This window comes from Neobacillus paridis (assembly GCF_016765675.1).
Classification (GTDB): Bacteria; Bacillota; Bacilli; order Bacillales; family Cytobacillaceae; genus Neobacillus; species Neobacillus paridis.
The window spans coordinates 329,987-356,090 of sequence record NZ_JAESWB010000168.1; the positions used below are offsets into that span (position 1 = coordinate 329,987).

A 26,104-nucleotide genomic window follows, 5' to 3' on the forward strand; every position below is an offset into this window, starting at 1 on the left:
TGTCGAATAAAACCGAATTAGTCGGCGGGATATGATATAATTATCTCTTGATAGAAAATGATAGATAGATAAGATGGGAGAGAGAACGATGAGCGAACATGCCCTTGGCAATAAAAAGCGATTCCAACTCTTGCTCCAGCAGCTGCAATTGGTTGACGATGCTGTTGTAGTGCATTTTAATAATGCGCAAATTGAAAGGTTATTGGTTGAAAAGAAATCGAGGAAGTGGCATTTTCAATTTTTGCTTGAAAAAATCCTTCCCTTTAATGTGTATATTCAATTTGCTACAAGACTTGAGAAAACTTTTTCGCATATTGCAAAAATTTCATATGAATTCAATGTTGAAAGTCCCACGTATACTCAAGAATTACTGCAACAATACTGGAGTTATTGTATTCAGCAAATAGACGGCATTTCCCCCCCTCTATTAAAGCTTTTAAATGAACAAATCCCCTTGGTTAACGGGCATAAACTGACAGTCGCTGTTCATAATGAAGCTGAAGGATTAACGATTAAGCGGAAATATAGTTCTGTGATCGCAACCACACTCCAGTCTTTCGGGTTTCCGGCAATTTCAATTGAAATGGAAGTAAAAAAAGCAGCGAACAGTAATGAATATGAGCAGTTCTTACAAGCCAAGGAACAAGAGGATCATGAAAGAGCACTTTTAGCATTGGCAGAAATGCAAAAGCAGGGGGCCGAGAAAGACCAAGACAATGGCGATGCCAGTGAAGGACCGCTTTCAATTGGCCTTTCGATAAAGGATGACAGCGATCTGCGCAGCATGATCGAAATTGTTGATGAGGAAAGACGAGTTGTCGTTGAGGGGTATATCTTTGATGCCGAAATCCGTGAATTAAGAAGCGGCCGCTCCTTGCTTACATTTAAAATTACGGACTATACAAGCTCCATCATGGTCAAAATGTTTTCCCGTGATAAAGAGGATGCCAATCAATTTCAACGTGTGAAAAAAGGCATGTGGGTAAAGGTTCGCGGCAGTATTCAAAATGATACCTTTGTGCGCGACCTCGTGATGATTGCGAACGATATTCATGAAATAAAACCGGTTGAACGCAAGGATACGGCACCAGAGGGAGAAAAGCGCGTTGAACTGCATCTTCATACCCCCATGAGTCAAATGGATGCTGTCACGCCAGTAAGCACACTTGTGGCCCAGGCGAAAAAATGGGGTCATAAGGCGATTGCCATTACCGACCATGCAGTTGCCCAGTCCTTTCCAGAAGCATTTAGTGCTGGAAAGAAACATGATATAAAAATTCTTTATGGGGTCGAGGCCAATTTAGTCGATGATGGTGTTCCTATTGCCTATAATGATGCTCACCGTCTGCTTGAAGAGGATACTTATGTTGTCTTTGACGTTGAAACAACGGGACTTTCTGCTGTGTATGACACGATTATTGAGCTTGCTGCAGTAAAGGTGAAAGGCGGGGAGATTATTGACCGATTTGAATCATTTGCCAACCCCCATCATCGTTTATCAGCGACCACGATTAATTTGACCAGTATAACTGATGAAATGGTGGAAAATGCTCCGGAAGTTTCCGAAGTGCTGACCAAGTTCCGTGATTGGGCTCAAGATGCAATCCTGGTTGCACATAATGCCACGTTTGATATGGGCTTCTTAAATGTCGGTTATCAAAAAATCGGTTTTGAAAAAGCGGCCAACCCGGTCATTGATACTCTGGAACTGGCTCGTTTCCTGCATCCGGAACTAAAGAACCACCGCCTAAATACATTGACGAAAAAATATGATGTCGAATTAACACAGCATCACCGAGCCATTTATGATGCTGAGGCGACAGGTTATTTGTTAATGAAAATGTTAAAGGAAGCCCATGAAAAAGGGATTCTGTATCATGATGAATTTAACGAATATATGGGAAAAGGCAATGCTTATCAACGAGCCAGACCCTATCATTGCACGCTTTTGGCCCAAACAGAGGCGGGTTTAAAAAACCTATTTAAATTAATTTCGATTGCTCATGTTGAATATTTTTACCGTGTGCCAAGGATCCCTCGCTCAGTTCTGCAAAAATACCGCGAAGGAATTATTGTTGGCTCGGCCTGCGACAAAGGTGAAGTGTTTGAAGGAATGATGCAAAAGCCTCCGGAGGAAGTCATGGAAATTGCCCGTTTTTATGATTATCTAGAGGTCATGCCAAAGCAAGTGTATGCACCGTTGATTGAAACGGAACTGGTCCGTGATGAAAAGGCGCTCGAGCAAATTATTGGCAACATCGTCGCTTTGGGAGACAAGCTGGGGATTCCAGTTGTCGCAACCGGGAATGTCCATTATTTGAACGAAAATGATAAGATCTATCGGAAAATCCTGATTAATTCTCAGGGCGGTGCCAATCCGCTCAATCGTCATCAACTTCCCGATGTTCATTTTCGGACAACCAATGAAATGCTCGATGCCTTTGCCTTTTTAGGAGCAGAAAAGGCTAAGGAAATCGTTGTCACCAACACAAATAAAATTGCTGATATGATAGATGTGATCAAGCCGATAAAGGATGAATTATATACACCAAGAATTGAAGGTGCGGAAGAAGAAATTCGGCAAATGAGCTATGAAATGGCCCATAAAATATACGGCGACCCGCTGCCGGAAATTGTTGAGGCAAGGCTGGAAAAAGAATTAAAAAGTATTATTGGCCATGGGTTTGCGGTTATTTATTTAATCGCCCACAAATTAGTCAAGAAATCTCTTGATGACGGCTATCTTGTCGGGTCAAGGGGCTCTGTCGGTTCTTCGTTAGTGGCAACAATGACGGAAATAACCGAAGTGAATGCGCTGCCGCCACATTATGTTTGTCCGGAATGCAAACATTCAGAGTTCTTTAATGATGGTTCAGTCGGATCGGGATTTGACTTACCTGATAAAAATTGTCCACAATGTGGGGCGAAGTATCGCAAAGACGGCCACGATATTCCTTTTGAGACCTTTTTAGGTTTTAAAGGGGATAAGGTTCCTGATATTGATTTGAACTTCTCCGGTGAATATCAGCCAAGAGCTCATAATTATACGAAGGTGTTGTTTGGAGAAGACAATGTCTACCGTGCGGGAACAATCGGCACAGTGGCTGAAAAAACAGCTTTTGGCTATGTAAAAGCGTATCAACAGGATAATAATTTGCATATCCGCAATGCCGAAGTGGAACGGCTCGCTGCCGGCTGTACGGGTGTTAAACGGACAACCGGTCAGCATCCAGGCGGAATTATCGTTATTCCAGATTACATGGACGTATTTGATTTTACCCCGATCCAGTTTCCGGCGGACGACCGGAATTCGGAATGGCGGACAACCCATTTTGATTTCCATTCCATTCATGATAACGTCCTAAAACTGGATATTCTTGGTCACGATGATCCGACGGTAATCAGAATGCTTCAGGATTTAAGCGGAATTGATCCTAAAACGATTCCAACGGATGATCCCGAAGTCATGAAAATCTTTAGCAGTCCCGAATCACTGGGGGTAACTGAGGAACAAATTATGTGTAAAACCGGAACACTTGGAATTCCTGAATTTGGGACAAGATTTGTACGGCAAATGCTTGAAGATACAAAACCAACCACTTTTTCCGAACTTGTCCAAATTTCCGGTCTGTCACATGGCACAGATGTTTGGCTGGGCAATGCCCAAGAATTGATCCAAAATCGGACTTGTACCTTAAGTGAGGTGATTGGCTGTCGGGATGATATCATGGTGTATCTGATTTATCAGGGGCTTGAACCTTCGTTTGCGTTTAAAATAATGGAATCTGTCCGTAAAGGAAAAGGGTTAACGGAAGAAATGGAAGCGGAGATGCGCAGGAATAATGTCCCTGAGTGGTATATTGACTCCTGTAAAAAAATTAAATACATGTTCCCTAAAGCCCATGCTGCTGCCTATGTATTAATGGCGGTACGGATTGCCTATTTTAAAGTTCATCTGCCGCTTTTATACTATGCTGCCTATTTTACCGTGCGGGCTGAGGATTTTGATATTGAAATCATGACACGTGGGCCAGAAGCGATTCGGGCCAAAATGGAAGAAATCAATGCCAAAGGATTAGAAGCTTCAAATAAAGAAAAAAGCTTGCTAACTGTTTTAGAATTGGCATTGGAAATGACCCAGAGAGGTTTCTCTTTCCAAAATTACGATTTATACAAATCGGCTGCTGCAGAGTTTATCATTGATGGGAATTCATTAATCCCGCCATTTAATTCTATCCCAGGTCTTGGCACTAATGCCGCCCAAAATATCGTCAAGGCTCGGGCAGAAGGGGAATTTTTATCAAAGGAAGACCTGCAGCAACGTGGAAAGGTGTCCAAAACCATCCTGGAATATTTGGATAAACAGGGCTGTTTGGAATCACTGCCAGAACAAAACCAACTCTCCTTATTCTAGGGGTGCTTCCGCTTTTCTGATTTGCATAAACAATATGGTTATGGTATAGTTTTATTGGAAATACTAAAGATTACTCTCGTATCTAAGAGTGGGATTCTCCCACTCTTTCGTGTTGTTTACAGTGGTTTTTTTGTTACTTTGATAAAGCTTCCGCTAAAGATCGGTCTGGGTGGAAAAGGAGGTATGGCATGAGCAAAGTAACGGAAGTGGTCGAAGAACTGGCCGCACCGATTTGTCAAGAGCTTGACATAGAACTGGTGGAAATAGAATATGTGAAGGAAGGAAAAAGCTGGTTTCTTCGCGTATTTATTGATAAAGAGCTTGGTGTGGACATTGAAGATTGCGGTTTGGTAAGTGAACGTCTTAGTGAGAAACTGGATGAAGTGGATCCCATTCCACACAACTACTTTTTGGAAGTATCATCTCCTGGTGCTGAACGACCATTAAAAAAACAAAAGGATTTTGAGAAGGCGATTGGTAAAAATATTTTAGTTAAAACGTATGAACCAATTAATGGTGAAAAAAGCTTTGAAGGTATTTTACTTGAATTTGATGGTCAACAGATTAAACTCGAAATGAAAATGAAAACCCGAAAAGAAACCATTGAAATTCCTTATGAAAAAGTCGCTGCTGTAAGGCTTGCTGTCACTTTTTCGTAATGATTACCCAAAAGAAAAATAACAGGATTAGGGGGATACAAAAAAATGAGCAGCGAATTATTGGATGCTCTTACCGTTCTGGAAAAAGAGAAGGGCATTTCCAGAGATGTATTAATAGAAGCAATAGAAGCAGCACTGGTTTCGGCGTATCGTCGAAATTTTAATCAGGCCCAGAACGTTAGAATTGATTTAAATTTAGAAACCGGTTCAATGCGGGTTTTTGCCCGCAAAGAGGTAGTAGAAGAAGTTTTTGATCCACGTCTGGAAATCTCGTTGGAGGATGCCCAGCGTATCAATCCAAATTATCAAATAGAAGATATCGTCGAAATGGAAGTGACACCTAAAGACTTTGGCAGAATTGCCGCACAGACAGCCAAGCAAGTTGTCACCCAACGTGTAAGGGAAGCGGAAAGAGGAATTATTTACTCCGAATTTATCGACCGCGAAGAAGATATCATGACCGGAATTGTTCAAAGGCTTGATTCCAAATTTATTTATGTCAGTTTAGGAAAAATCGAAGCTTTATTGCCAGTAAATGAACAGATGCCAAATGAACGGTATAAACCGCATGACCGAATTAAAGTCTTTATTACAAAAGTAGAAAAGACAACAAAAGGACCACAAATTTTTGTATCACGCACTCATCCAGGATTATTAAAACGTTTATTTGAAATTGAGGTACCGGAAATTTATGATGGGACAGTCGAAATTAAATCTGTAGCCCGCGAAGCAGGTGACCGCTCAAAAATTTCCGTTCATTCGGATAATCCTGAGGTGGATCCGGTTGGTTCTTGTGTTGGACCAAAAGGAGCAAGGGTACAGGCTGTGGTAAATGAATTAAAAGGCGAAAAAATCGATATTGTCAAATGGTCGGATGACCCGGTTGTTTTTGTGGCCAATGCCTTAAGTCCTTCCAAAGTGCTGGATGTGATTGTAAACGAGGATGAAAAAGCAACGACAGTCGTGGTTCCTGATTATCAACTCTCCCTGGCCATTGGCAAGCGAGGACAAAATGCTCGTCTTGCTGCGAAATTAACCGGCTGGAAGATTGATATTAAGTCGGAAACGGAAGCACGTGAACTGGAAATCTATCCACGGGAAGAAATGATCAAGTTGTTTGATGATCAAATTGATTCCAACTTTGAAGAAGAAGAAAAGTTTGATTAAAGGTAAGGTGAATGATTGTGAACACAAAGAGAAAAGTTCCTATGCGCAAATGTGTGGCTACCGGTGAAATGAAACCGAAAAAAGAACTCGTTCGCATCGTTCGCACAAAAGAAGGGGAAGTCTCGATCGATTTAACCGGAAAAAAATCGGGAAGAGGGGCATACCTTTCAAGGGATAAGGAAGCAGTTCTGTTAGCGAAGAAGAAAAATATTTTATCTAATCATCTAGAAGTACCTGTAACAGATGCAATCTATGAAGAACTGCTTTCATTAATTGAGAAGGAGAACGGGTCATCCAAATGAAACAAAATCAATGGTTATCATTGCTTGGATTGGCCAATCGGGCACGAAAAATTATCTCGGGCGAGGAGTTAAGTATTAACGAAATCCGGAGCGGAAAGGCAAAGCTCGTTTTATTATCCAGTGACGCCTCACAAAATACGACGAAAAAGATTACAGATAAATGTAATTCATACAATGTTCCATTAAAAATAGTGGAAAATCGTTATCTTCTTGGCCAGGCGATTGGCAAAGAAGCCCGCGTTGTTGTAGCTGTATTGGATGATGGATTTGCTAAGAAACTGGTAACGTTGCTCGATTAATTCTAGCGGGGGTGAAAACAATGAGTAAACTACGCGTTTATGAATATGCAAAAAAACACAATCTTTCAAGTAAAGAAATCATTTCAAAATTAAAAGAAATGAATATAGAAGTTACAAACCATATGGCAACATTAGAAGAGGCTCAAATTAAAAAGCTTGATGATGTCTATAATAAAAGTGAAAGAAAGACCCAAGAGAAGAAACAGGTAAATCAAAAGCCGAAAAGGCCGGCAAATTCTTCATCTTCAGCAAAACGGAACGGCCGTCCTTCTCAGCCAAAACAAACGAAAAAACCAGATGCACAGCCAAAGGTAGCAGCAAAAGCGTCACCAAAGGCTTTTGAAGACGAAGAAGATACCGTAGCTGTACCGAGCAAGATTAAGGTTGCTGCTTCACCAAAAAGTAAAGAAGGAAAGAAGCACGATCAGGAGTACCAATCAAAAGAGAATAAAGCATTCCAGTCTAATAAAGGAAAGTCCAGACCTCATCATCATCAAAATCGTAATCATAATAAGCGGAAAAACTATCAACAAGTGGAGACTCCTCCGCAAAAGAAGAAGGAAAAAGAACTTCCGGCAAAGATTACATTTACTGAATCCTTAACGGTCGCTGAACTCGCAAAAAAATTACACAGAGAGCCTTCTGAAATTATTAAAAAGCTTTTCTTGCTCGGTGTAATGGCAACAATCAATCAAGATTTAGATAAAGATGCCATTGAATTGATTGCCAGCGAGTATGGTGTTGAGGTCGAAGAAGAAGTCAGAGTTGATACTACCGATTTAGAGGTGTATTTTACTCCTGATCCAGAAGAATCCTTAGTGGAACGGCCGGCAGTTGTCACCATCATGGGTCACGTTGACCACGGAAAAACAACATTACTGGATTCGATTAGGAATACGAAAGTAACGGAAGGCGAAGCAGGCGGAATTACCCAGCATATCGGTGCCTATCAAGTAGTTGAAAACGGTAAAAAAATTACCTTTCTTGATACTCCTGGGCATGCGGCATTTACAACAATGCGGGCTCGCGGAGCGCAAATTACCGATATCACTGTTCTTGTTGTCGCTGCTGATGATGGGGTTATGCCGCAAACAGTTGAGGCGATTAACCACGCCAAAGCAGCGGATGTTCCAATCATAGTCGCCGTCAATAAAATAGATAAGGAAGCAGCCAACCCTGATCGTGTTATGCAGGAGTTGACCGAATATGGTTTAGTGGCAGAAGCCTGGGGCGGTGATACTATTTTTGTTCCTATTTCCGCAAAAAATGGCGATGGAATCGACAACTTGCTGGAAATGATTTTACTTGTTAGCGAAGTTGCGGAATTAAAGGCAAATCCAAACCGCAAAGCATTGGGTACTGTGATTGAGGCTCGCTTAGATAAAGGCCGTGGATCTGTCGCTACATTGCTAATTCAAAATGGAACATTAAAGGTTGGCGATCCAATAGTTGTCGGTAATACATTCGGCCGTGTCCGGGCAATGGTAAATGATAAAGGTCGGCGTGTAAAGGATGCTGGACCATCTACTCCAGTCGAAATTACCGGCCTTAATGATGTGCCGCAGGCGGGTGACCGGTTCGTTGTTTTCGATGATGAAAAAACAGCCCGTCATGTTGGTGAAGCTCGTGCTCAGCAGGCATTGGTTGCCCAGCGCGGCGAAAAAGTGCGCGTCAGCCTAGATAATTTATTTGAACAATTGAAGCAAGGAGAAATGAAGGACCTTAATGTTGTTCTAAAATCTGATGTTCAAGGCTCCGCAGAGGCATTAGCTGCATCATTAAATAAAATCGATGTAGAAGGTGTCAATATTAAAATTATCCATAATGGTACAGGGGCTATAAATGAATCGGATATCACCCTTGCTGCTGCCTCCAATGCCATTGTAATTGGCTTTAATGTCCGTCCGGATGCCAATGCTAAACGTGCTGCGGAAGCTGAAAAAGTTGATGTTCGTCTTCACCGTATCATTTATAAGGTTATTGAGGAAATGGAAGCTGCGATGAAGGGAATGCTTGATCCTGAATTTGTAGAAAAAATTATTGGTCAGGCCGAGGTTCGTCAGACCTTTAAGGTTTCCAAAGTTGGAACAATTGCCGGTTCCTATGTCACTGATGGCAAGATTACACGTGACAGCGGTGTCCGCGTGATCCGCAATGGCGTGGTTATCTTCGAAGGTGAAATAGATGCCCTAAAACGCTTCAAAGACGATGTAAAAGAAGTGGCACAAGGATATGAATGTGGTATTACCATCAAAAACTTCAATGATATTAAAGAGGAAGACATCATTGAGGCATTTGTAATGGAAGAAGTGGAACGTAAATGATCATCGGCGTTGCCGACTGTGAATGCATCATCTATGATGCCCATTCCTTAAAAGAGAAACGGGCAGTATTGCAGCGAATTCTTACCCGGATTAGGCAAAAATTCAATGTTTCCGCAGCTGAGGTTGGCTTTCAAGATGTATGGCAGCGAACAAAAATTGGCATCGCTGCTATTTCCGAAGCGCGGATCGGGGCTGAACAAGAGCTGCAAAATGTATTAAAATTTATCGATTCGTTTCCGGAAATAGAAAGAACGATCACCGAAATAGAATGGCTTTAAAGTAAGAGGTGAATGTGATGAGCCATAGACCAAATCGTGTTGGAGAGCAAATGAAAAAAGAACTAAGTGACATAATCGGCCGTAAAATTAAAGATCCGCGGATCGGTTTTGTAACGGTGACGGACGTTCAAGTAACAGGAGATCTTCAGCAAGCCAAAGTATTTATTTCTGTATTGGGTGATGATGAGCAGAAAGAAAATACATTAAAAGGACTCGCAAAGGCGAAAGGATTTATCCGATCCGAGATTGGCCACCGTATTCGGCTGCGCAAAACACCTGAAATCATTTTTGAATTTGATGAATCAATCGATTATGGAAATCGGATTGAATCACTCATTCATGAACTCCATACAGAAGAAAAATCTGTGGAAACAAATGAGGAAGAAAAAAATCAATAGACATGATACACCTCGATTGAACAGGTGAAATGGATAGACAATCGTCTATCCATTTTTTTCGGGACGAAAGGAGCAGAGAATGAATGGTGGAAGGAATTTTACCATTGTTTAAACCAGCTGGGTTAACGAGTCATGACTGTGTTTATCAATTACGAAAAATCTTAAAAACCAAAAAAATTGGTCATACGGGTACTTTGGATCCGGAAGTCACCGGTGTTCTCCCAATTTGTATTGGAAAAGCAACCAAGGTTGCTGAATATATGACAGATGCCGGAAAGGCTTATGAGGGTGAGGTAACGATTGGCTATTCTACGACCACAGAAGATGCTGCTGGGGAAATAGTTGCCAAAAAACCTGTTATGAAACCGATTTTGCGTGATGATATTTTACAGGTGTTCGATTCATTAACAGGCGAAATCGTTCAAACACCACCGATGTTTTCGGCAGTGAAGGTCAAAGGAGTCCGTCTTTACGAGTATGCTCGAAAAGGAATTGAAGTTGAACGACCATCGAGAAAGGTAACCATTTATTCGATTCAACTTCTGGACAACTGTTCTAAGTGGACCGGAGAAACGATCCGTTTTAGGTTTAAAGTAGACTGCAGTAAAGGGACCTATATTAGAACGTTGGCGGTTATGATCGGTGAAAAATTAGGTTATCCGGCGCATATGTCAAGCTTAACGAGGATTCGATCGGCATCGTTTTCACTGGAGGACTGTTTTACCTTAGAAGAAGTTGAAGAATTAGCAGCAGAGGGAAAAGTGGAAACCATTTTAAAGCCGCTTGAAACGGCGCTTTCTCATTTGCCCAAATTAAAAATAAATGATAAAGTAGCAGAGAAAGTGAAAAATGGTGTATTACTAGCCATTCCAGAAAATTTAAAATCATGTACCGGGCCTATTGTTGTAGAAACAAAAGATGGACTGGCGTTGGCTATTTATGCGAAGCATCCTAGCAAGTCAGATCTATTAAAACCTGTTAAGGTATTGAGGAGCAATCCAGAATAAAGGTTAAGGTAAAGAAAAGGTGAGTTTCCATTGGAAGTAATGAAGTTAGAGTTTCCTTTAAACATAACGAAACAAGAGATACCGCCATTGGTAATGGCTCTGGGCTATTTTGATGGTGTTCATTTGGGACATCAACAGGTGATTCTTGAAGCAAAAAAACAGGCAATGAACAAGGGCATGAGCAGTGCGGTGATGACCTTCGATCCGCATCCTTCGGTAGTGTTAGCGAGGGAAAAAAAGCAGGTACAATATATAACGCCATTATCTGAAAAGATTAAGGTGATGGAACAGCTTGGAGTGGACTATTTATTTATTGTTCATTTTACTGCGGAATTTGCCAACTTGCTGCCTCAGGAATTTGTTGATCAATATATCATCGGCTTGAATGTAAAGCATGTAGTCGCTGGATTTGATTATACGTATGGACGAATGGGGAAAGGCAATATGGAAACATTGCCGTTTCATTCGAGAGAGCAATTTACTTATACAGTAGTACCAAAATATACAGATAACCATGAAAAAGTAAGCTCGACAAGAATTCGCGGTCTGCTGAAGGAAGGAAAAATTGATTCTATTCCAAGCCTGTTAGGAAGATATTATACGACAACTGGGATTGTCATCCAAGGAGACAAACGCGGGAGAACACTTGGGTTTCCAACAGCCAATATTGAACTAAATGATGAATATAGTATACCCCCGGTTGGAGTTTATGCTGTCAGAATAAAGGTTAAAGATAGATGGCATCAGGGAGTATGCAATGTGGGCTATAAACCAACATTTCATAGGGACAACCAAAAGATTTCAATCGAAGTGTTCATTTTTGATTTCGACCAGGACATCTATGGGGTAGAGGCAGTGGTTGAATGGCATCTATACCTACGAAAAGAACAAAAATTTTCAGGGGTTGATGATTTGATCAAGCAAATTGAAAAGGACAAACAAAATGCTTCCGAATACTTTAGAAAAGCGGGTACACTTTTTACCAAGGTTGATTAAATTGAGAATATCTTGGATATTATTAGTGATAGAACTTGCATTTTGACGGAAAACGTTGTATTCTTAACTACGTATTAAATGAACCTTTACTTGGCATGTCGCCTCACCAACGCATGCTCAGTAACAGGTGATTTGGATAATAGGAGGTGAACTTGGATGGCACTGACACAAGAACGTAAAAACGAAATCATCAATGAGTACAAAACTCATGAGAATGATACTGGATCTGCAGAGGTTCAAATCGCTGTCCTTACTGAACAAATCAACATTTTGAACGACCATTTACGCGTTCATAAGAAAGATCATCACTCACGTCGTGGTCTGTTGAAAATGGTAGGTAAGCGTCGTAATCTTTTAACTTACCTTCGTAACAAGGATGTTCAACGTTACCGTGAGTTAATTAATAAGCTTGGTCTACGTCGTTAGTTTACAGAAGCGGGAATTTTCCCGCTTTTTTATTAGTGAAAAAAGATAAATGAATATTATATACATATTTTTAAGACTGGACTAAATGGAGCATACTAATATTAATTTGAAATGACAACATAAGCTTTTAACGGCTTTTTTTATATTTTCCAAAAGTAGATGATTACAGCGAAATATTTATTTCGTATCATCCTCCAAAGTAGTTAAGATGAGAGGGGTAAAAATATGGATCAAGAGAAACATGTATATTCCATCGATTGGGCTGGACGCAAGCTGACAGTGGAAATTGGACAGCTGGCCAAGCAGGCCAATGGAGCAGTTTTAATCCGTTACGGTGATACGGCTGTATTAAGTACAGCAACCGCTTCGAAGGAACCGAAAAATTTAGATTTTTTTCCGTTAACGGTCAACTATGAGGAACGTTTATACGCAGTTGGGAAAATTCCTGGCGGCTTTATTAAACGGGAAGGACGGCCAAGCGAAAAAGCGATTTTAGCTAGCCGCCTCATTGACCGGCCGATTCGTCCGCTATTTGCTGACGGATTCCGTAATGAGGTACAAGTTATCAGCATGGTAATGAGCGTAGATCAAGATTGTACCCCTGAAATGGCGGCAATGTTCGGATCATCTTTGGCACTCAGTGTTTCAGATATTCCGTTTGAAGGACCAATTGCTGGTGTTGTGGTCGGCCGAGTAGACAACGAGTTTGTCATTAACCCGACTGTTGAACAATCGGAGAAAAGTGATATCCATCTGTCGGTTGCCGGCACAAAAGATGCGATTAACATGGTCGAAGCGGGGGCAAATGAAGTACCGGAAGAAATCATGCTCGAAGCGATCATGTTTGGCCATGAAGAAATTAAACGGCTAATAGAATTTCAAGAGAATATTGTTGCTGAAGTCGGTAAGGAAAAGTTGCAGGTAACGCTTTTTGAAATCGATAAAGAGCTTGAGGCTGAAGTACGAGAATTATGTGAAGCAGACATGATTAAAGCGATTCAAGTACCGGAAAAGCATGCCCGTGAGGATGCGATTAAAGAAATAAAAGATCAAATCCTGGCAAAGTACGAAGAGCAGGAAGCGACTGAAGATGACCTTAAACAAGTAAAACAAATCTTGGACAAGATTGTTAAAGAAGAAGTCCGCCGTCTAATCACGGTTGAAAAAATTCGCCCAGACGGACGTCAAATTGACGAAATCCGTCCATTATCCTCACAAGTAGGCGTTTTGCCGCGTACCCATGGTTCAGGATTATTTACCCGGGGACAAACACAAGCTCTCAGTATTTGTACCCTTGGGGCGATGGGTGATGTACAAATCTTGGACGGACTTGGAATTGAAGAAGAAAAGCGATGGATGCACCATTATAATTTCCCATCCTTCAGTGTCGGGGAAACCGGTCCAATCCGTGGGCCAGGCCGTCGGGAAATTGGCCATGGAGCCTTGGGAGAGCGTGCCTTAGAACCAGTAATTCCATCGGAAAAGGATTTTCCGTATACCATCAGGGTGGTCTCTGAGGTATTGGAATCGAATGGCTCTACATCGCAGGCAAGTATTTGTGGAAGTACGTTGGCATTGATGGATGCCGGTGTTCCTATTAAAGCTCCTGTTGCCGGAATTGCCATGGGACTTGTCAAATCTGGTGAACATTATACCGTTCTGACTGATATCCAGGGAATGGAAGATCACCTTGGAGATATGGATTTCAAAGTAGCAGGGACAGCTAAAGGTGTAACGGCCTTACAAATGGATATCAAAATTAAGGGGCTGTCACGTGAAATTTTGGAGGAAGCTCTGCAGCAGGCGAAAAAAGGAAGAATGCAGATTTTAGAACATATGCTTTCAACCATTGCCAAACCAAGAGAGGAACTTTCGAAATTTGCACCGAAGATTTTAACGATGACCATCAATCCGGATAAGATTCGTGATGTGATTGGACCAAGCGGAAAACAAATCAATAAGATTATTGAAGAGACTGGGGTAAAAATCGATATCGAGCAGGACGGTACCATTTTTATTGCTTCTGCCGACACAGACATGAATCAAAAAGCAAAGAAAATTATTGAAGACATTGTCCGTGAAGTTGAAGTTGGCCAGCTTTACCTCGGAAAAGTCAAACGAATTGAAAAATTTGGTGCTTTTGTTGAGATTTTCCCTGGAAAAGATGGTTTAGTTCATATTTCTGAACTAGCCGAAGAACGGGTAGGTAAAGTGGAGGATGTTGTCAAACTTGGCGACGAAATCTTGGTAAAAGTGACGGAAATCGATAAGCACGGACGTGTTAATTTATCCCGTAAAGTAGTCCTAAAGGAGCAGCGGGAAAAAGCAGAAGAACATAGTTAATCTTCTAAATAGAAGTAGTAAGAAGGTCAGGGGCTTTTAAGTCTCTGGCTTTTTTTAGTTTTTCAGCGACCGCTAAGGAAAGATACTGAGAGAATAAGCTTCGCAGGAACAAGCTGTGCTTGTTTCTACGGAGCTTTTACTTTATGTTCTAATCCAGTTCAAGCGCCTACCCCCTCGAGGTCAAATAACCTTCGCCCCCAAAAGTTGAAAAGCGGACTTTTAGGGGCGAAGAACATTTGCTTGTCGGGGGTAACCGAGGCGCTTTTACTTTATGTTCTACCTTGTCCCTGTCATACATAATTTGTATGGAAGGAGGGAAAAATAGAATGAAAAAGGCAATGATTATATTTGGTTTTTGTATTGCTGCATGGGGGTTTGTCAATACTCCCATAGTGAAGCAATATGTTGCTGGTTTAAATCATCAAGCACTGCCTGCAATAAAAGAGACAGATTCGCTCTACCAAAGCATTAAAAATAATGCACCTACATATGAAAAGCCGCCTTCGGATGCAAAAATAGATCGAGTTTGGAAAGCTATACCGGGATACAATGGAATCAAGGTTGATATTCGCGCTTCATATAAAAATATGAAAAAAAATGGTGTTTTTGACGAAAAAAAACTCGTTTTCACCCAAATAAGACCCAAAGTTCATTTAAATGATTTGCCGGCTTCTCCTATTTACCGGGGGCATCCGGATAAACCAATGGTTTCGTTTATCATTAACGTGGCATGGGGAAATGAGTATTTATCAGATATGCTGGCCACTTTAAAAAAACACAACGTCTCAGCGAGCTTTTTTTTAGAGGGCAATTGGGTGAAAAAAAATCCGGAACTGGCAAAAATGATCGTAAGTGCTGGTCATGAGGTTGGAAATCACTCCTATTCTCATCCAGATATGGCAAAATTAACAGCAGCCCATGCTAGAGAACAAATGGTTAAAACAAATGAAATCATAGAAGCATCAACTGAAAAGAAATGTCATTTATTTGCACCGCCAAGCGGAAGCTACCGGGATGAAACGGTAAAAATAGCCGATGAATTAAAGATGAAGACGATTATGTGGACAGTTGATACAGTGGATTGGAAAAAACCGACACCGGAAACGCTCATTAACCGTGTAATGAATAAAATAGATAATGGCGTCATGATTCTGATGCATCCAACTGAACCAACAGCAGCTTCTCTTGATCGATTAATTACCCTGATTAAACAGAAAAACTATAAAATTGGAACGGTATCTGATTTATTAAAGGAAGAAAGGATAATAATAAACAAAACAAATTAGTTAAAAGTTGGAGAAAGTAGCTATAAAAGGTATAATGTACATTGGGGTGGAAGCATCTGCTGTGATAGACAGGAGGAAGTTGATGATAAACAAACATACATGTAAAAATGGAGTAAGAATTGTATTAGAACAAATTCCAACGGTCCGATCGGTTGCGATCGGTATTTGGATTGGTACCGGATCCAGACATGAAAATCCACAAACGAATGGGATCTCCCATTTCCTTGAGCATATGTTTTTTAAGGGCACTACCACCCGAACTGCCAAAGAAATTGCTGAATCCTTTGATAGTATTGGCGGTCAGGTTAACGCTTTTACTTCTAAAGAGTACACATGCTATTATGCAAAAGTTTTGGATACACATGCTAAATTGGCTTTAGATGTGCTTGCTGATATGTTCTTTCATTCAACATTTGAGGAGACGGAGTTAAAGAAAGAAAAAAATGTTGTTCTTGAAGAAATTAAAATGTATGAGGACACTCCTGATGATATTGTTCATGATTTGCTCAGTCAAGCTGTTTATGGTGAACATCCATTAGGTTATCCAATTTTAGGAACAGAAGAAACATTAAATACCTTTAATGGTGACTCACTGAGGAAATATATTCAGGAAAGATATATTCCGGAAAATGTTGTCGTATCAGTCGCTGGTAATGTGCCTGAATCCTTTATTGAAGATGTGGAACAGTATTTCGGATCTTATCAAGGAGAGAAACGGGAAACAAGCGAGAATATCCCGTCGTTTCACACCAATAAAATATTCCGGAAAAAAGAAACCGAGCAGGCTCATTTATGCATTGGCTTTGAAGGATTAAAAGTCGGTCATGAGGATATTTACAGTCTAATTACCCTGAATAATATTTTAGGTGGCAGCATGAGTTCCAGATTATTCCAGGAAGTTCGTGAGCAAAAAGGTTTAGCGTACTCTGTTTTCTCCTACCATTCGGCCTATCAAGATAGTGGAATTGTTACCATTTATGGTGGAACGGGAGCGAGTCAGCTCAACGTACTATTTGACACCATCCAGGAAACGTTAACAAAATTAAAGCAGGATGGAATTACCGATAAAGAGTTAACCAATAGTAAAGAACAGCTGAAGGGCAGTTTAATGTTGAGCTTGGAAAGTACCAACAGCCGTATGAGCCGCAACGGCAAAAATGAACTGCTGTTAAAACGTCACCGTTCATTAGATGAAATCATTGAACTAATCGACAAAGTCACGAAAAATGGTTTAAATGAGATGGCCAGAAGGATTTTTTCTGATCAATATTCTATTTCACTTGTCAGCCCTAATGAGGAAATGCCAGATAACATAGTTTAAAAACAGTTCGCTTCTCGAACTGTTTTTTCTTTATTGTCCAGCTCCAGCGACTATCGCCTAGCAAACTTCAGGTCTCCTCCCTACGATAAGTCAACATCGATTCACTCTGTTCATCGTGTTTCCTTTATCTCAGTCGAAGCCCCTCCAGTTTGTACGGCGATGACCAAGGCGCTTACGCTTTTCTTATTCTAAATAAGGACTTCCCTCGATACACTTATAGAAAAGAGGTTGAAAGGGGGGTTTTTCAAATGAGGCTGAGTGAATTAAGCGGAAAAGAGATCGTCGATGTAAAAAAGGCAGAGCGGCTAGGTATACTTGGACAGACAGACTTGGAGATTAATGAAAATACAGGACAAATTCAGGCACTATTGATTCCTTCTTTAAAATGGTTTGGATTTCGCAAACAAGGGGAAGAAATTAGGGTCCCATGGAATCATATAAAAAAAATAGGATCCGAAATGATCATTATTGATGTACCTGAAGAAGAATAAAATACCCTAAAGCCCAAGCAAATGAATTTTGCTTGGGCTAATTTTTTTTCAGCAAAGGGAAAACTCACAGATTGAACCGCTATTACATATGATGAGGAAGTAATATGAAGCAGGGGTAATATTTTCGATGAGTTTCTAAAGGAAACACTGGCTTGTTCATCCTATAAAAGTTTTTAAAAAGAAGGTGAAAGTTTTCATGCTGACAGGGATGCAGATAGCCGTGATTGGTGGAGATGCCAGACAACTGGAGATAATCCGAAAGTTAACGGAATTAGACGCCCGGATTTCTCTAATTGGCTTCGAACAGCTTGACCACGCCTTCACAGGTGCTGTAAAGGAAAAAATAGATGAGGTTGACTTTTCTTTGATAGATGCCGTTATTTTACCAGTGGCCGGAACGAATTTAAAAGGACAGGTAGAAACCATATTTTCTAACGAAAAAGTAGTGTTGACAAAAGAAATCCTGGCACAGACTCCAGAACATTGCACGATTTACTCCGGAATCAGCAACCCCTATCTCGATGGGATTATTGACCAGTCCGGAAGGAAACTTGTTCAGTTATTTTCAAGGGATGATGTTGCCATCTATAATTCCATTCCTACCGTAGAAGGGACGATCATGATGGCAATTCAACATACTGACTTTACCATCCATGGTTCTAATGTCACCATACTGGGGCTGGGCCGTTGCGGAATGAGTATCGCCAGAGCCTTTCATGCCTTGGGAGCGAAGGTAAAGGTTGGTGCCAGAAAAAGTGAACATCTTGCCAGAATTACGGAAATGGGACTTTCCCCATTTCATTTAAACGATATCGAAAAGGAAGTAGTCACTACAGACATCTTAATCAATACAGTCCCTCAATTAATTGTAAGTGCAAGTGTGATCGCTAAATTACCACCGCATACTCTCATCATTGATATAGCTTCCAAACCGGGAGGAACTGATTTTCGCTATGCCGAAAAACGTGGTATTAAAGCGCTGCTTGCCCCAAGTTTGCCAGGAATCGTCGCTCCAAAAACCGCTGGGCGAATCTTAGCGGATGTTCTCACCCAGCTGCTCCAAGAAACGCTAAAAAAAGGAAAGGGGAATGCTTCATGAGTTTACAGGGTAAAAGAATTGGCTTTGGACTAACAGGCTCCCATTGTACGTATGATGCAGTTTTTCCAGAAATTGAAAAGCTGGTACAGGATGGGGCTGAGGTCATTCCGATCGTTACTTTTACAGTTAAAAACACTGAAACACGCTTTGGTAACGGAGAGGACTGGATCCAGCGAATTGAAAAATTAACCGGCCATGAAGCCATTGACTCGATCGTAAAAGCAGAACCTTTAGGTCCAAAGTACCCGCTTGATTGTATGGTAATTGCCCCCCTAACCGGGGTATCGATGAGTAAATTTGCCAATGCCATTAATGATAGCCCGGTGCTAATGGCAGCAAAGGCCACATTAAGAAATTTAAAACCGGTCGTTCTTGGCATTTCCACCAATGATGCACTGGGACTAAATGGAGTAAATTTAATGAAATTAATGGCAACCAAAAATATTTATTTCATTCCATATGGCCAGGATGACCCCTTTAAAAAACCAAATTCTTTGGTTGCAAAAATGACTTTATTAAAGGAAACGGTAGAAGCAGCAATAGAAGGAAAACAATACCAGCCGGTCATTATCGAGAAGTATAAATATAACGAATAATCCCCTACCTTTTATTAAAAATGGTTATTTCTTTATTAGAATATGTTAAAATAAAATAATCATTCAACAGTAGACAGAAATGATTCCTACTGTTGAAATAAAAATAAAGATAATGAATGCTGGCATTCAAAAATAGATTCTAATATTGAAATAACTTAGCCAGTGTAAATGAAAGGGGAACGAAACATGAGTCAGCAAAACGGATTTCACGTTGCAGTTGTAGGAGCAACGGGAGCGGTTGGACAACAAATGCTTTCAACATTAGTTAAAGAGAATTTTCCTGTTAAAAAACTAACCTTGCTTTCATCAGCACGTTCCGCAGGAAAAAAATTGACGGTTAATGGTGAGGAAATAACGGTCCAAGAAGCAAAACCCGAGAGCTTTGAAGGCGTCGATATTGCCCTATTCAGTGCCGGCGGTAGTGTATCAAAGGAATTGGCTCCTGAAGCGGTAAAACGCGGCGCGATTGTTGTCGATAACACAAGTGCGTTTCGGATGGATGAAAATACCCCATTAGTTGTACCAGAGGTAAATGAAGCTGATCTTTATGAACACAATGGGATCATTGCGAATCCAAACTGCTCAACGATTCAAATGGTTGTTGCCTTAGAACCGATTCGCAAAAAATACGGCCTGAAAAAAGTGCTTGTTTCGACCTATCAAGCAGTTTCAGGTGCAGGTGCTGCAGCGGTTGAAGAGTTGATGCAGCAAACAAAGGCAATTATTAATAAAGATAACGTTGAAGCCAATATTTTACCAGTAAAATCTGATAAAAAACACTATCAAATTGCCTTTAATGCGATTCCCCAAATTGATAAGTTCCAAGAAAATGGGTTTACTTTTGAAGAAATGAAAATGATCAATGAAACAAAGAAAATCATGCACTTACCGGAGCTTCAAGTGGCCGCAACATGCGTGCGTCTGCCAGTTGCAGTCGGTCATTCTGAATCAGTTTATTTTGAAATTGAGACTGAAGGCGTCAAGGCAAATGACATAAAAGCATTGCTAAAGGATGCCCCTGGTGTCGTTTTACAAGATGATCCGGAAAATCAAATTTATCCAATGCCTGCTGATTGTGTCGGAAAAAATGATGTTTTTGTTGGCAGAATTAGAAAGGATCTTGACGAGCCATTAGGCTTTCATATGTGGGTTGTATCGGATAACCTTCTGAAGGGTGCTGCCTGGAACTCTGTTCAAATCGCTGAAAGATTAATTGAATTAGGAATTGTAAAATCCAAGTAACCTTAAAAAAAGGCAGGTTTAATTGTCATCATGAAAATCATTGTTCAAAAATTTGGCGGAACATCTGTAAAAGACGAGGAAAGCAGGAAGTATGCACAGAGGCATATTGAAAAATCTTTAGCCGATGGTTATAAAGTGGTAGTGGTTGTATCGGCAATGGGGAGGAAAGGCGACCCCTATGCAACGGATACCCTGCTATCATTGATCGGCGGTAATACAGGCAAGCTTTCTAAACGAGAACACGATTTATTAATGTCTTGCGGAGAAATTATCTCCAGTGTTGTTTTTACAAATATGCTGCTTGAAAGCGGCATAAACGCAGTAGCATTAACAGGAGCTCAGGCAGGCTTCCGGACAAACAGCGACCACACCAATGCTAAAATTGTCGAAATGAAGTGTGACCGTCTCCTCCGGGAATTAGAGCACCATGATGTCGTGGTTGTTGCCGGATTTCAAGGTGCGGCCCAAAATGGGGATACTACGACCATAGGCCGGGGCGGCAGTGATACTTCAGCTGCGGCTCTTGGAGCAGCCCTTAATGCGGAATGGATTGATATTTTTACAGATGTAGAAGGGATCATGACGGCCGATCCAAGAATAGTGGAAAATGCACGCCCACTATCAGTTGTGACTTATACTGAGGTTTGTAATATGGCCTATCAGGGGGCAAAGGTCATTCATCCAAGAGCTGTCGAGATTGCCATGCAGGCAAAAGTACCAATCCGGATTCGTTCAACCTATTCTGATAAGAAGGGTACTTTAGTCACTACCATCAATCGCAATAATCGTGGCAGTGATATTAAAGAACGTCTTGTAACCGGCATAGCTCATGTTGCCAATATCACGCAAATAAAGGTTTTAGCTAAGAAGGATCAGTATTACCTGCAGGCAGAAGTATTCAAGGCAATGGCGAATGAAAAAATCAGCGTCGACTTTATTAACATTTCTCCTAACAGCGTTGTTTATACGGTTACGGAAGAAATGACAGATCGTGCTGTAAAGGTTTTAACGGAAATGGGGTATGAGCCGATTGTTGAACGCCATTGTGCCAAGGTTTCCGTCGTTGGTGCCGGAATTGCTGGTGTGCCGGGAGTTACCTTTAAAATCGTCACCGCTCTTTCCAATAAAGGTATTCGCATTTTGCAGTCTGCAGACAGCCATACAACCATATGGGTATTGGTAAAGCAGGATGATTTGGTTCAATCAGTCAATGCCTTACATGATGCTTTTCAATTAGAAGAAGAGTCACTTGAAATTGAACCTTCGGACATTGAAGCCTCTTTAAAAAACATGGACTAAGAACAAAAAGCGCAAGAGCTAGATTCGAAGAAAAAGGCTGATTTGGGAGATCAGCTGTTTTCGAAGGGAGAAGAGAAAATGGTTCATTTTGGGCGCATCTCTACAGCCATGGTTACCCCTTTTAATAAAAAAGGGCATATTGACTTCGCCAAAACGACAAAATTGATCAATTATTTAATCGATCATGGAACAGAATCGCTGGTTGTTGCGGGAACAACCGGTGAATCCCCGACCTTATCAAAAGAGGAAAAATTGGCTTTATTTGGCCATGTGGTTAAGGTTGTCAATAAAAGAATCCCTGTTATTGCCGGTACTGGCAGCAATAATACCTATGCATCGATTGAAATGACCAAAAAAGCGGAACAGCTTGGTGTTGATGCGATTATGCTGGTAGCCCCTTATTATAATAAACCCAATCAGGAAGGACTGTATCAGCATTTTAAAACGATTGCAGAGGCAACCACACTTCCGGTTATGATTTATAATATCCCCGGGCGTACAGCGGTAACGATTCACCCTGAGACGATTATCCGGCTTTCCAAGGTTGAAAATATTATAGCAGTAAAAGAAGCAAGCGGTGATTTAAGTGCGATGGCTCAGATCATCGCTCATACTGCTGATGATTTTCTGCTTTATAGCGGCGATGACAGCTTAACCATTCCGGTGCTCTCAATTGGTGGAACAGGGGTCGTTTCTGTTGCTTCCCATGTCATTGGCAACGAAATGCAAGAGATGGTTCAAGCATTTTTTGAGGGCCATTATCTTCAGGCAGCTCAACTTCATCAGAAACTATTGCCAATTATGCAAGGATTATTCACTGCTCCAAGCCCTGCCCCGGTAAAGACGGCATTACAGTTAAAGGGCTTGGATGTTGGAACAGTGAGGCTTCCGCTTGTAGGCCTTACGGAGCAGGAACGGGCAAAATTAAACGCACTGTTAAATGAAATTTAATCATCATATAAAAGAAGCCAACGATCAATTACAGTCGTTGGCTCTTTTTTTCATGGACCGGGCTTTTTCAACTGAAAAAAAGTCATTTATTTTGCGGTACTTCGATCTAAAAACACACCGTTGTGACTGTGTATCTGATTAATGGTTGTAATGATTTTCAAATTTCAAGTATAATAGTCATAACTGAATTCGATCGGACCAATTAGTAACGTGACAACACTCTATTGATAAAGGAGCCGGGAATAGACAGTTAAAAGGTTTTATAGAAAAAATCAGATATACAACATAGGAGGTTCAGTTAGTGGGAAAGAAAAAAAATAACTCCATTAAGTTCATTGCACTTGGTGGTTTAGGAGAAATCGGAAAAAATATGTACCTGGTCGAGGTGGACAAGGACATTTTTGTTATTGATGCCGGCCTAATGTTCCCCGAGGAAGAAATGCTTGGCATTGATATGGTCATTCCGGATATTACATATTTAAGGGAAAACAAGGATCGGGTAAAAGCAATATTTTTAACACATGGACACGAGGATCATATTGGCGCATTATCATACCTTCTCGAAAATATTAATGTCCCGGTTTACGGGACGAAATTAACGCTGGCTCTGGCCCTTGCAAAGCTTAAGGAACAGGAGTATAAAGGGAAGGCGAATTTTATCGAGATTGATTCAAACGATATCATTGAGATGGGATCTGCTGACATCAGTTTTTTCAGAACGAATCATAGCATCCCTGATTCTATTGGTGTCTGTATCCATACTTCTGAAGGTGTGATTGTCTATACCGGCGACTTTAAATTCGACCAAGCGGCAACAACACTTTATAAACCAGAAATTAGGAAAATGGCTTCGATTGGTGAACAAGGTGTTTTATGTTTACTGTCAGATAGCACCGAGGCAGAAAAACCTGGATACACGACATCTGAAGCAATCGTTACCCGTGAATTGTCAAACGCCTTTTATAATGCTCCAGGAAGAATTATTGCCGCCTGCTTCGCATCGGATATCAATCGGATTCAACACATCTTTGATGCGGCAAAAGAGAATCAGCGCAAGGTCGCAGTGGTTGGGAAAAGTCTTGAACGCATCTATCATATTGCTCTTGACTTAGGCTACTTGGAGGTTGCCGATGATTTAATTATTCCAATCAATGAAATCAAGGATTATGAAGATAAAGATCTGGTCATACTGATGACGGGCAGTCAAGGAGAGCCAATCGAGGCATTGCAGAAAATGGCCAAACAAAGCCATAAACTGTTGAATATTCAGCAGGGAGATACCGTATTGATAGCTGCCTCACCACTGAGGGGAAGTGAGCTGTTTCTAGCCAAAACAGTCGACATGCTTCTTAGGGCAGGAGCTAATGTCATCTCTGGAAAACGAACCGTTCATGTATCCAGCCATGGCAGTCAGGAAGAATTGAAATTCATGATCAATTTAATGCAACCAAAATTCTTTATCCCTGTTCATGGTGAATATCGGATGTTGATGGCACACCGAAAACTCGCGCTGGAATTGGGCCTTGATGAGGAGCAAATTTGCATACCTGATAGCGGAGATGTCGTTGAATGGAAGGATGGAACAATTTCCATTACCGGAAAAGTACCATCGGGGAATGTCCTGGTTGATGGGATCGGTGTTGGCGATGTCGGCAATATCGTTCTAAGGGATCGAAAACTATTATCACAGGATGGTATTCTTATCGTTGTCGTAACCTTAACAAAGCAAGAAAAGAAAATAGCCTCCGGTCCGGAAATCATTTCAAGAGGATTCGTTTATGTACGGGAATCGGAAAAATTGATGGATCATTCTACGAAATTAGTGAAAGAGATTGTCGAAAGAAATATTGCAAAGGACTCGTTTGATTGGGCAAGTTTAAAGCAGGAAATCCGTGATGAATTGAACCGCTTTTTATTTGATAAAACAAAGAGACGGCCAATGATTTTGCCAATTATTATGGAGATTTAATAGATAAATAATAGGCATTCGATAGCGAAAGAGGTGACCTCTTCAAGCCATCGGATGCTTTTTTTCTGGCGAAATTCTAAGCATGAATTTAGCTCCTAAGTAAATACTAAAAAATATCATGCTTGGAAAGGAAGTATCAGAATGGATCAGGATTTACAAAAAAATGCAACCGAACAGCCGTCGGAGGGCAGTGAGCCTCAGAAAGAGGAAAATCCTTCTTCCGCGATTATTGATAAGATCCAACAGCTGGGACAAACCAATGTACCGCAACTATCCAGTGATTCCAAAATCCATTGTCTGACAATTGTTGGTCAAATAGAAGGACATTTGGCGCTTCCGCCGCAAAATAAAACAACAAAATACGAACATTTAATCCCACAGCTAGTAGCAATCGAACAAAATCCCAATATTGAAGGAGTCCTCATCATCTTAAATACAGTGGGTGGAGATGTCGAAGCAGGACTGGCAATTGCAGAAATGCTGGCATCGTTGTCCAAACCAACTGTTTCCATTGTTCTGGGCGGGGGACATTCCATTGGGGTTCCAATTGCAGTTTCCTGCAGCTATTCATTTATTGCCGAAACCGCTACGATGACGGTTCATCCTGTCCGGTTAACAGGATTGGTCATTGGCGTCCCGCAAACCTTTGAATACTTGGATAAAATGCAAGAACGGGTCGTCAGCTTTGTCACAAAACATTCGAACATTACGGAAGAAACCTTTAAAGATTTAATGTTTGCCAAAGGGAACCTGACGCGGGATATCGGAACAAACGTAATTGGTGTCGATGCCGTTAAATACGGGTTAATTGATGAAGTGGGCGGTATTGGTCAGGCAATGAAAAAGTTAAATGAATTAATAGACTTAAGAAAAAATGAAAAAGAAGGGCTGATTCAATGATTCTTTATACAATGATGCCACAAGAGCTTGTCTTCCCCCCTGAAATGGACAGCTTCGGTAAACAGCAAATGGCGAGTTTCCAAGGGATCCCCTTGATTGTAGAACAGGTGGATGGCAACCATGTACAGGTTATCAGAAATATAAGCAGTGACCCACAGCATTATATGGACTCGAGGGTTAGCCCAGGGGCCAAAATTTCTTTTGCCAGCCTTGATGGTGAAGTCTTCTTCTAGATGTTAATTATGGTATAATCGGGTTAGGTGAACAAGAGCAGCCAATCGGGCTGCTTTTCCTTTCAAGGGAAACTAAGCCATTATGGACAACCTATAGCGGCTTT

Annotated in this window: 23 protein-coding genes; all 23 read left to right on the forward strand. The window is 41.0% G+C overall.

Annotation, left to right across the window (positions count from 1 at the left end):
- The first annotated feature begins 88 nt into the window (after positions 1-88).
- The 23 genes from JK635_RS10660 to JK635_RS10770 all read left to right on the forward strand — a co-directional run bounded on the left by JK635_RS10660 (position 89) and on the right by JK635_RS10770 (position 26,000).
- Positions 89-4,414, forward strand: coding sequence for a PolC-type DNA polymerase III (locus tag JK635_RS10660; protein WP_202653928.1), 4,326 nt, complete (start codon positions 89-91; stop codon positions 4,412-4,414).
- Positions 4,415-4,602: 188 nt separating this feature from the next.
- Entirely contained in the window at positions 4,603-5,073 is a 471-nt protein-coding gene (gene rimP / locus JK635_RS10665) for a ribosome maturation factor RimP (protein WP_202653929.1), read from the forward strand.
- A 45-nt stretch (positions 5,074-5,118) separates the two neighbouring features.
- Entirely contained in the window at positions 5,119-6,240 is a 1,122-nt protein-coding gene (gene nusA / locus JK635_RS10670; protein WP_202653930.1) for a transcription termination factor NusA, read from the forward strand.
- Between the two features lie 17 nt (positions 6,241-6,257).
- Entirely contained in the window at positions 6,258-6,542 is a 285-nt protein-coding gene (gene rnpM / locus JK635_RS10675) for an RNase P modulator RnpM (protein ID WP_202653931.1), read from the forward strand.
- Complete coding sequence (locus JK635_RS10680; protein WP_202653932.1) at positions 6,539-6,841, forward strand: YlxQ family RNA-binding protein; 303 nt, start codon at positions 6,539-6,541, stop codon at positions 6,839-6,841. Before rnpM ends, JK635_RS10680 begins: the two co-directional genes overlap by 4 nt.
- A gap of 20 nt (positions 6,842-6,861) precedes the next feature.
- A complete protein-coding gene (gene infB, locus JK635_RS10685; RefSeq protein WP_202653933.1) occupies positions 6,862-9,165 on the forward strand; it encodes a translation initiation factor IF-2 in 2,304 nt (767 codons plus the stop codon).
- A complete protein-coding gene (locus JK635_RS10690) occupies positions 9,165-9,443 on the forward strand; it encodes a DUF503 domain-containing protein (RefSeq protein ID WP_202654328.1) in 279 nt (92 codons plus the stop codon). The genes infB and JK635_RS10690 overlap by 1 nt, the downstream gene beginning before the upstream one ends.
- Before the next feature lie 17 nt (positions 9,444-9,460).
- The gene (rbfA, locus tag JK635_RS10695; protein ID WP_202653934.1) at positions 9,461-9,841 is read left to right on the forward strand and encodes a 30S ribosome-binding factor RbfA; all 381 of its coding nucleotides are present in this window, start codon (positions 9,461-9,463) and stop codon (positions 9,839-9,841) included.
- Positions 9,842-9,927: 86 nt separating this feature from the next.
- Positions 9,928-10,848, forward strand: a complete 921-nt coding sequence (truB, locus tag JK635_RS10700; RefSeq protein WP_202654329.1) for a tRNA pseudouridine(55) synthase TruB — start codon at positions 9,928-9,930, stop codon at positions 10,846-10,848.
- Positions 10,849-10,878: 30 nt separating this feature from the next.
- On the forward strand, positions 10,879-11,844 hold the full coding sequence (gene ribF / locus JK635_RS10705; RefSeq protein ID WP_438803829.1) for a bifunctional riboflavin kinase/FAD synthetase: 966 nt from the start codon (positions 10,879-10,881) through the stop codon (positions 11,842-11,844).
- 156 nt (positions 11,845-12,000) lie between these two features.
- Positions 12,001-12,270, forward strand: a complete 270-nt coding sequence (gene rpsO, locus JK635_RS10710) for a 30S ribosomal protein S15 (RefSeq protein ID WP_202653935.1) — start codon at positions 12,001-12,003, stop codon at positions 12,268-12,270.
- A 225-nt stretch (positions 12,271-12,495) separates the two neighbouring features.
- Positions 12,496-14,613: a polyribonucleotide nucleotidyltransferase gene (pnp, locus tag JK635_RS10715; protein WP_202653936.1), complete on the forward strand. Its 2,118-nt coding sequence runs from the start codon at positions 12,496-12,498 to the stop codon at positions 14,611-14,613.
- A 326-nt stretch (positions 14,614-14,939) separates the two neighbouring features.
- Positions 14,940-15,899: a polysaccharide deacetylase family protein gene (locus tag JK635_RS10720; protein ID WP_202653937.1), complete on the forward strand. Its 960-nt coding sequence runs from the start codon at positions 14,940-14,942 to the stop codon at positions 15,897-15,899.
- 82 nt (positions 15,900-15,981) lie between these two features.
- Positions 15,982-17,220 carry a M16 family metallopeptidase gene (locus JK635_RS10725; protein WP_202653938.1) on the forward strand — a complete coding sequence of 413 codons (1,239 nt, stop codon included), beginning with the start codon at positions 15,982-15,984 and terminating at the stop codon, positions 17,218-17,220.
- A gap of 248 nt (positions 17,221-17,468) precedes the next feature.
- Positions 17,469-17,711 (forward strand): YlmC/YmxH family sporulation protein, encoded by a 243-nt coding sequence (locus tag JK635_RS10730; protein ID WP_202653939.1) that lies wholly within the window; start codon positions 17,469-17,471, stop codon positions 17,709-17,711.
- Positions 17,712-17,907: 196 nt separating this feature from the next.
- The gene (gene dpaA, locus JK635_RS10735; RefSeq protein WP_202653940.1) at positions 17,908-18,810 is read left to right on the forward strand and encodes a dipicolinic acid synthetase subunit A; all 903 of its coding nucleotides are present in this window, start codon (positions 17,908-17,910) and stop codon (positions 18,808-18,810) included.
- The gene (gene dpaB, locus JK635_RS10740; RefSeq protein ID WP_202653941.1) at positions 18,807-19,406 is read left to right on the forward strand and encodes a dipicolinate synthase subunit B; all 600 of its coding nucleotides are present in this window, start codon (positions 18,807-18,809) and stop codon (positions 19,404-19,406) included. The genes dpaA and dpaB overlap by 4 nt, the downstream gene beginning before the upstream one ends.
- Before the next feature lie 186 nt (positions 19,407-19,592).
- Positions 19,593-20,648 carry an aspartate-semialdehyde dehydrogenase gene (asd, locus tag JK635_RS10745; protein ID WP_202653942.1) on the forward strand — a complete coding sequence of 352 codons (1,056 nt, stop codon included), beginning with the start codon at positions 19,593-19,595 and terminating at the stop codon, positions 20,646-20,648.
- Between the two features lie 30 nt (positions 20,649-20,678).
- Positions 20,679-21,947 (forward strand): aspartate kinase, encoded by a 1,269-nt coding sequence (gene dapG, locus JK635_RS10750; protein WP_202653943.1) that lies wholly within the window; start codon positions 20,679-20,681, stop codon positions 21,945-21,947.
- Between the two features lie 78 nt (positions 21,948-22,025).
- A complete protein-coding gene (gene dapA / locus JK635_RS10755; RefSeq protein WP_202653944.1) occupies positions 22,026-22,898 on the forward strand; it encodes a 4-hydroxy-tetrahydrodipicolinate synthase in 873 nt (290 codons plus the stop codon).
- Positions 22,899-23,199: 301 nt separating this feature from the next.
- Positions 23,200-24,867, forward strand: coding sequence for a ribonuclease J (locus JK635_RS10760; protein WP_202653945.1), 1,668 nt, complete (start codon positions 23,200-23,202; stop codon positions 24,865-24,867).
- A gap of 141 nt (positions 24,868-25,008) precedes the next feature.
- Entirely contained in the window at positions 25,009-25,767 is a 759-nt protein-coding gene (locus tag JK635_RS10765) for a ClpP family protease (protein WP_202653946.1), read from the forward strand.
- Positions 25,764-26,000, forward strand: coding sequence for a YlzJ-like family protein (locus JK635_RS10770; RefSeq protein ID WP_202653947.1), 237 nt, complete (start codon positions 25,764-25,766; stop codon positions 25,998-26,000). The genes JK635_RS10765 and JK635_RS10770 overlap by 4 nt, the downstream gene beginning before the upstream one ends.
- The last annotated feature ends 104 nt before the right edge of the window (positions 26,001-26,104 follow it).

Coding starts and splice junctions, on each gene's coding strand:
- JK635_RS10660 (WP_202653928.1), top strand. CDS start 89: ATGAGCGAACATGCCCTTGGCAATAAAAAGCGATTCCAACTCTTGCTC.
- rimP (WP_202653929.1), top strand. CDS start 4,603: ATGAGCAAAGTAACGGAAGTGGTCGAAGAACTGGCCGCACCGATTTGT.
- nusA (WP_202653930.1), top strand. CDS start 5,119: ATGAGCAGCGAATTATTGGATGCTCTTACCGTTCTGGAAAAAGAGAAG.
- JK635_RS10680 (WP_202653932.1), top strand. CDS start 6,539: ATGAAACAAAATCAATGGTTATCATTGCTTGGATTGGCCAATCGGGCA.
- infB (WP_202653933.1), top strand. CDS start 6,862: ATGAGTAAACTACGCGTTTATGAATATGCAAAAAAACACAATCTTTCA.
- rbfA (WP_202653934.1), top strand. CDS start 9,461: ATGAGCCATAGACCAAATCGTGTTGGAGAGCAAATGAAAAAAGAACTA.
- rpsO (WP_202653935.1), top strand. CDS start 12,001: ATGGCACTGACACAAGAACGTAAAAACGAAATCATCAATGAGTACAAA.
- pnp (WP_202653936.1), top strand. CDS start 12,496: ATGGATCAAGAGAAACATGTATATTCCATCGATTGGGCTGGACGCAAG.
- JK635_RS10720 (WP_202653937.1), top strand. CDS start 14,940: ATGAAAAAGGCAATGATTATATTTGGTTTTTGTATTGCTGCATGGGGG.
- JK635_RS10725 (WP_202653938.1), top strand. CDS start 15,982: ATGATAAACAAACATACATGTAAAAATGGAGTAAGAATTGTATTAGAA.
- JK635_RS10730 (WP_202653939.1), top strand. CDS start 17,469: ATGAGGCTGAGTGAATTAAGCGGAAAAGAGATCGTCGATGTAAAAAAG.
- dpaA (WP_202653940.1), top strand. CDS start 17,908: ATGCTGACAGGGATGCAGATAGCCGTGATTGGTGGAGATGCCAGACAA.
- dpaB (WP_202653941.1), top strand. CDS start 18,807: ATGAGTTTACAGGGTAAAAGAATTGGCTTTGGACTAACAGGCTCCCAT.
- asd (WP_202653942.1), top strand. CDS start 19,593: ATGAGTCAGCAAAACGGATTTCACGTTGCAGTTGTAGGAGCAACGGGA.
- dapG (WP_202653943.1), top strand. CDS start 20,679: ATGAAAATCATTGTTCAAAAATTTGGCGGAACATCTGTAAAAGACGAG.
- dapA (WP_202653944.1), top strand. CDS start 22,026: ATGGTTCATTTTGGGCGCATCTCTACAGCCATGGTTACCCCTTTTAAT.
- JK635_RS10765 (WP_202653946.1), top strand. CDS start 25,009: ATGGATCAGGATTTACAAAAAAATGCAACCGAACAGCCGTCGGAGGGC.
- JK635_RS10770 (WP_202653947.1), top strand. CDS start 25,764: ATGATTCTTTATACAATGATGCCACAAGAGCTTGTCTTCCCCCCTGAA.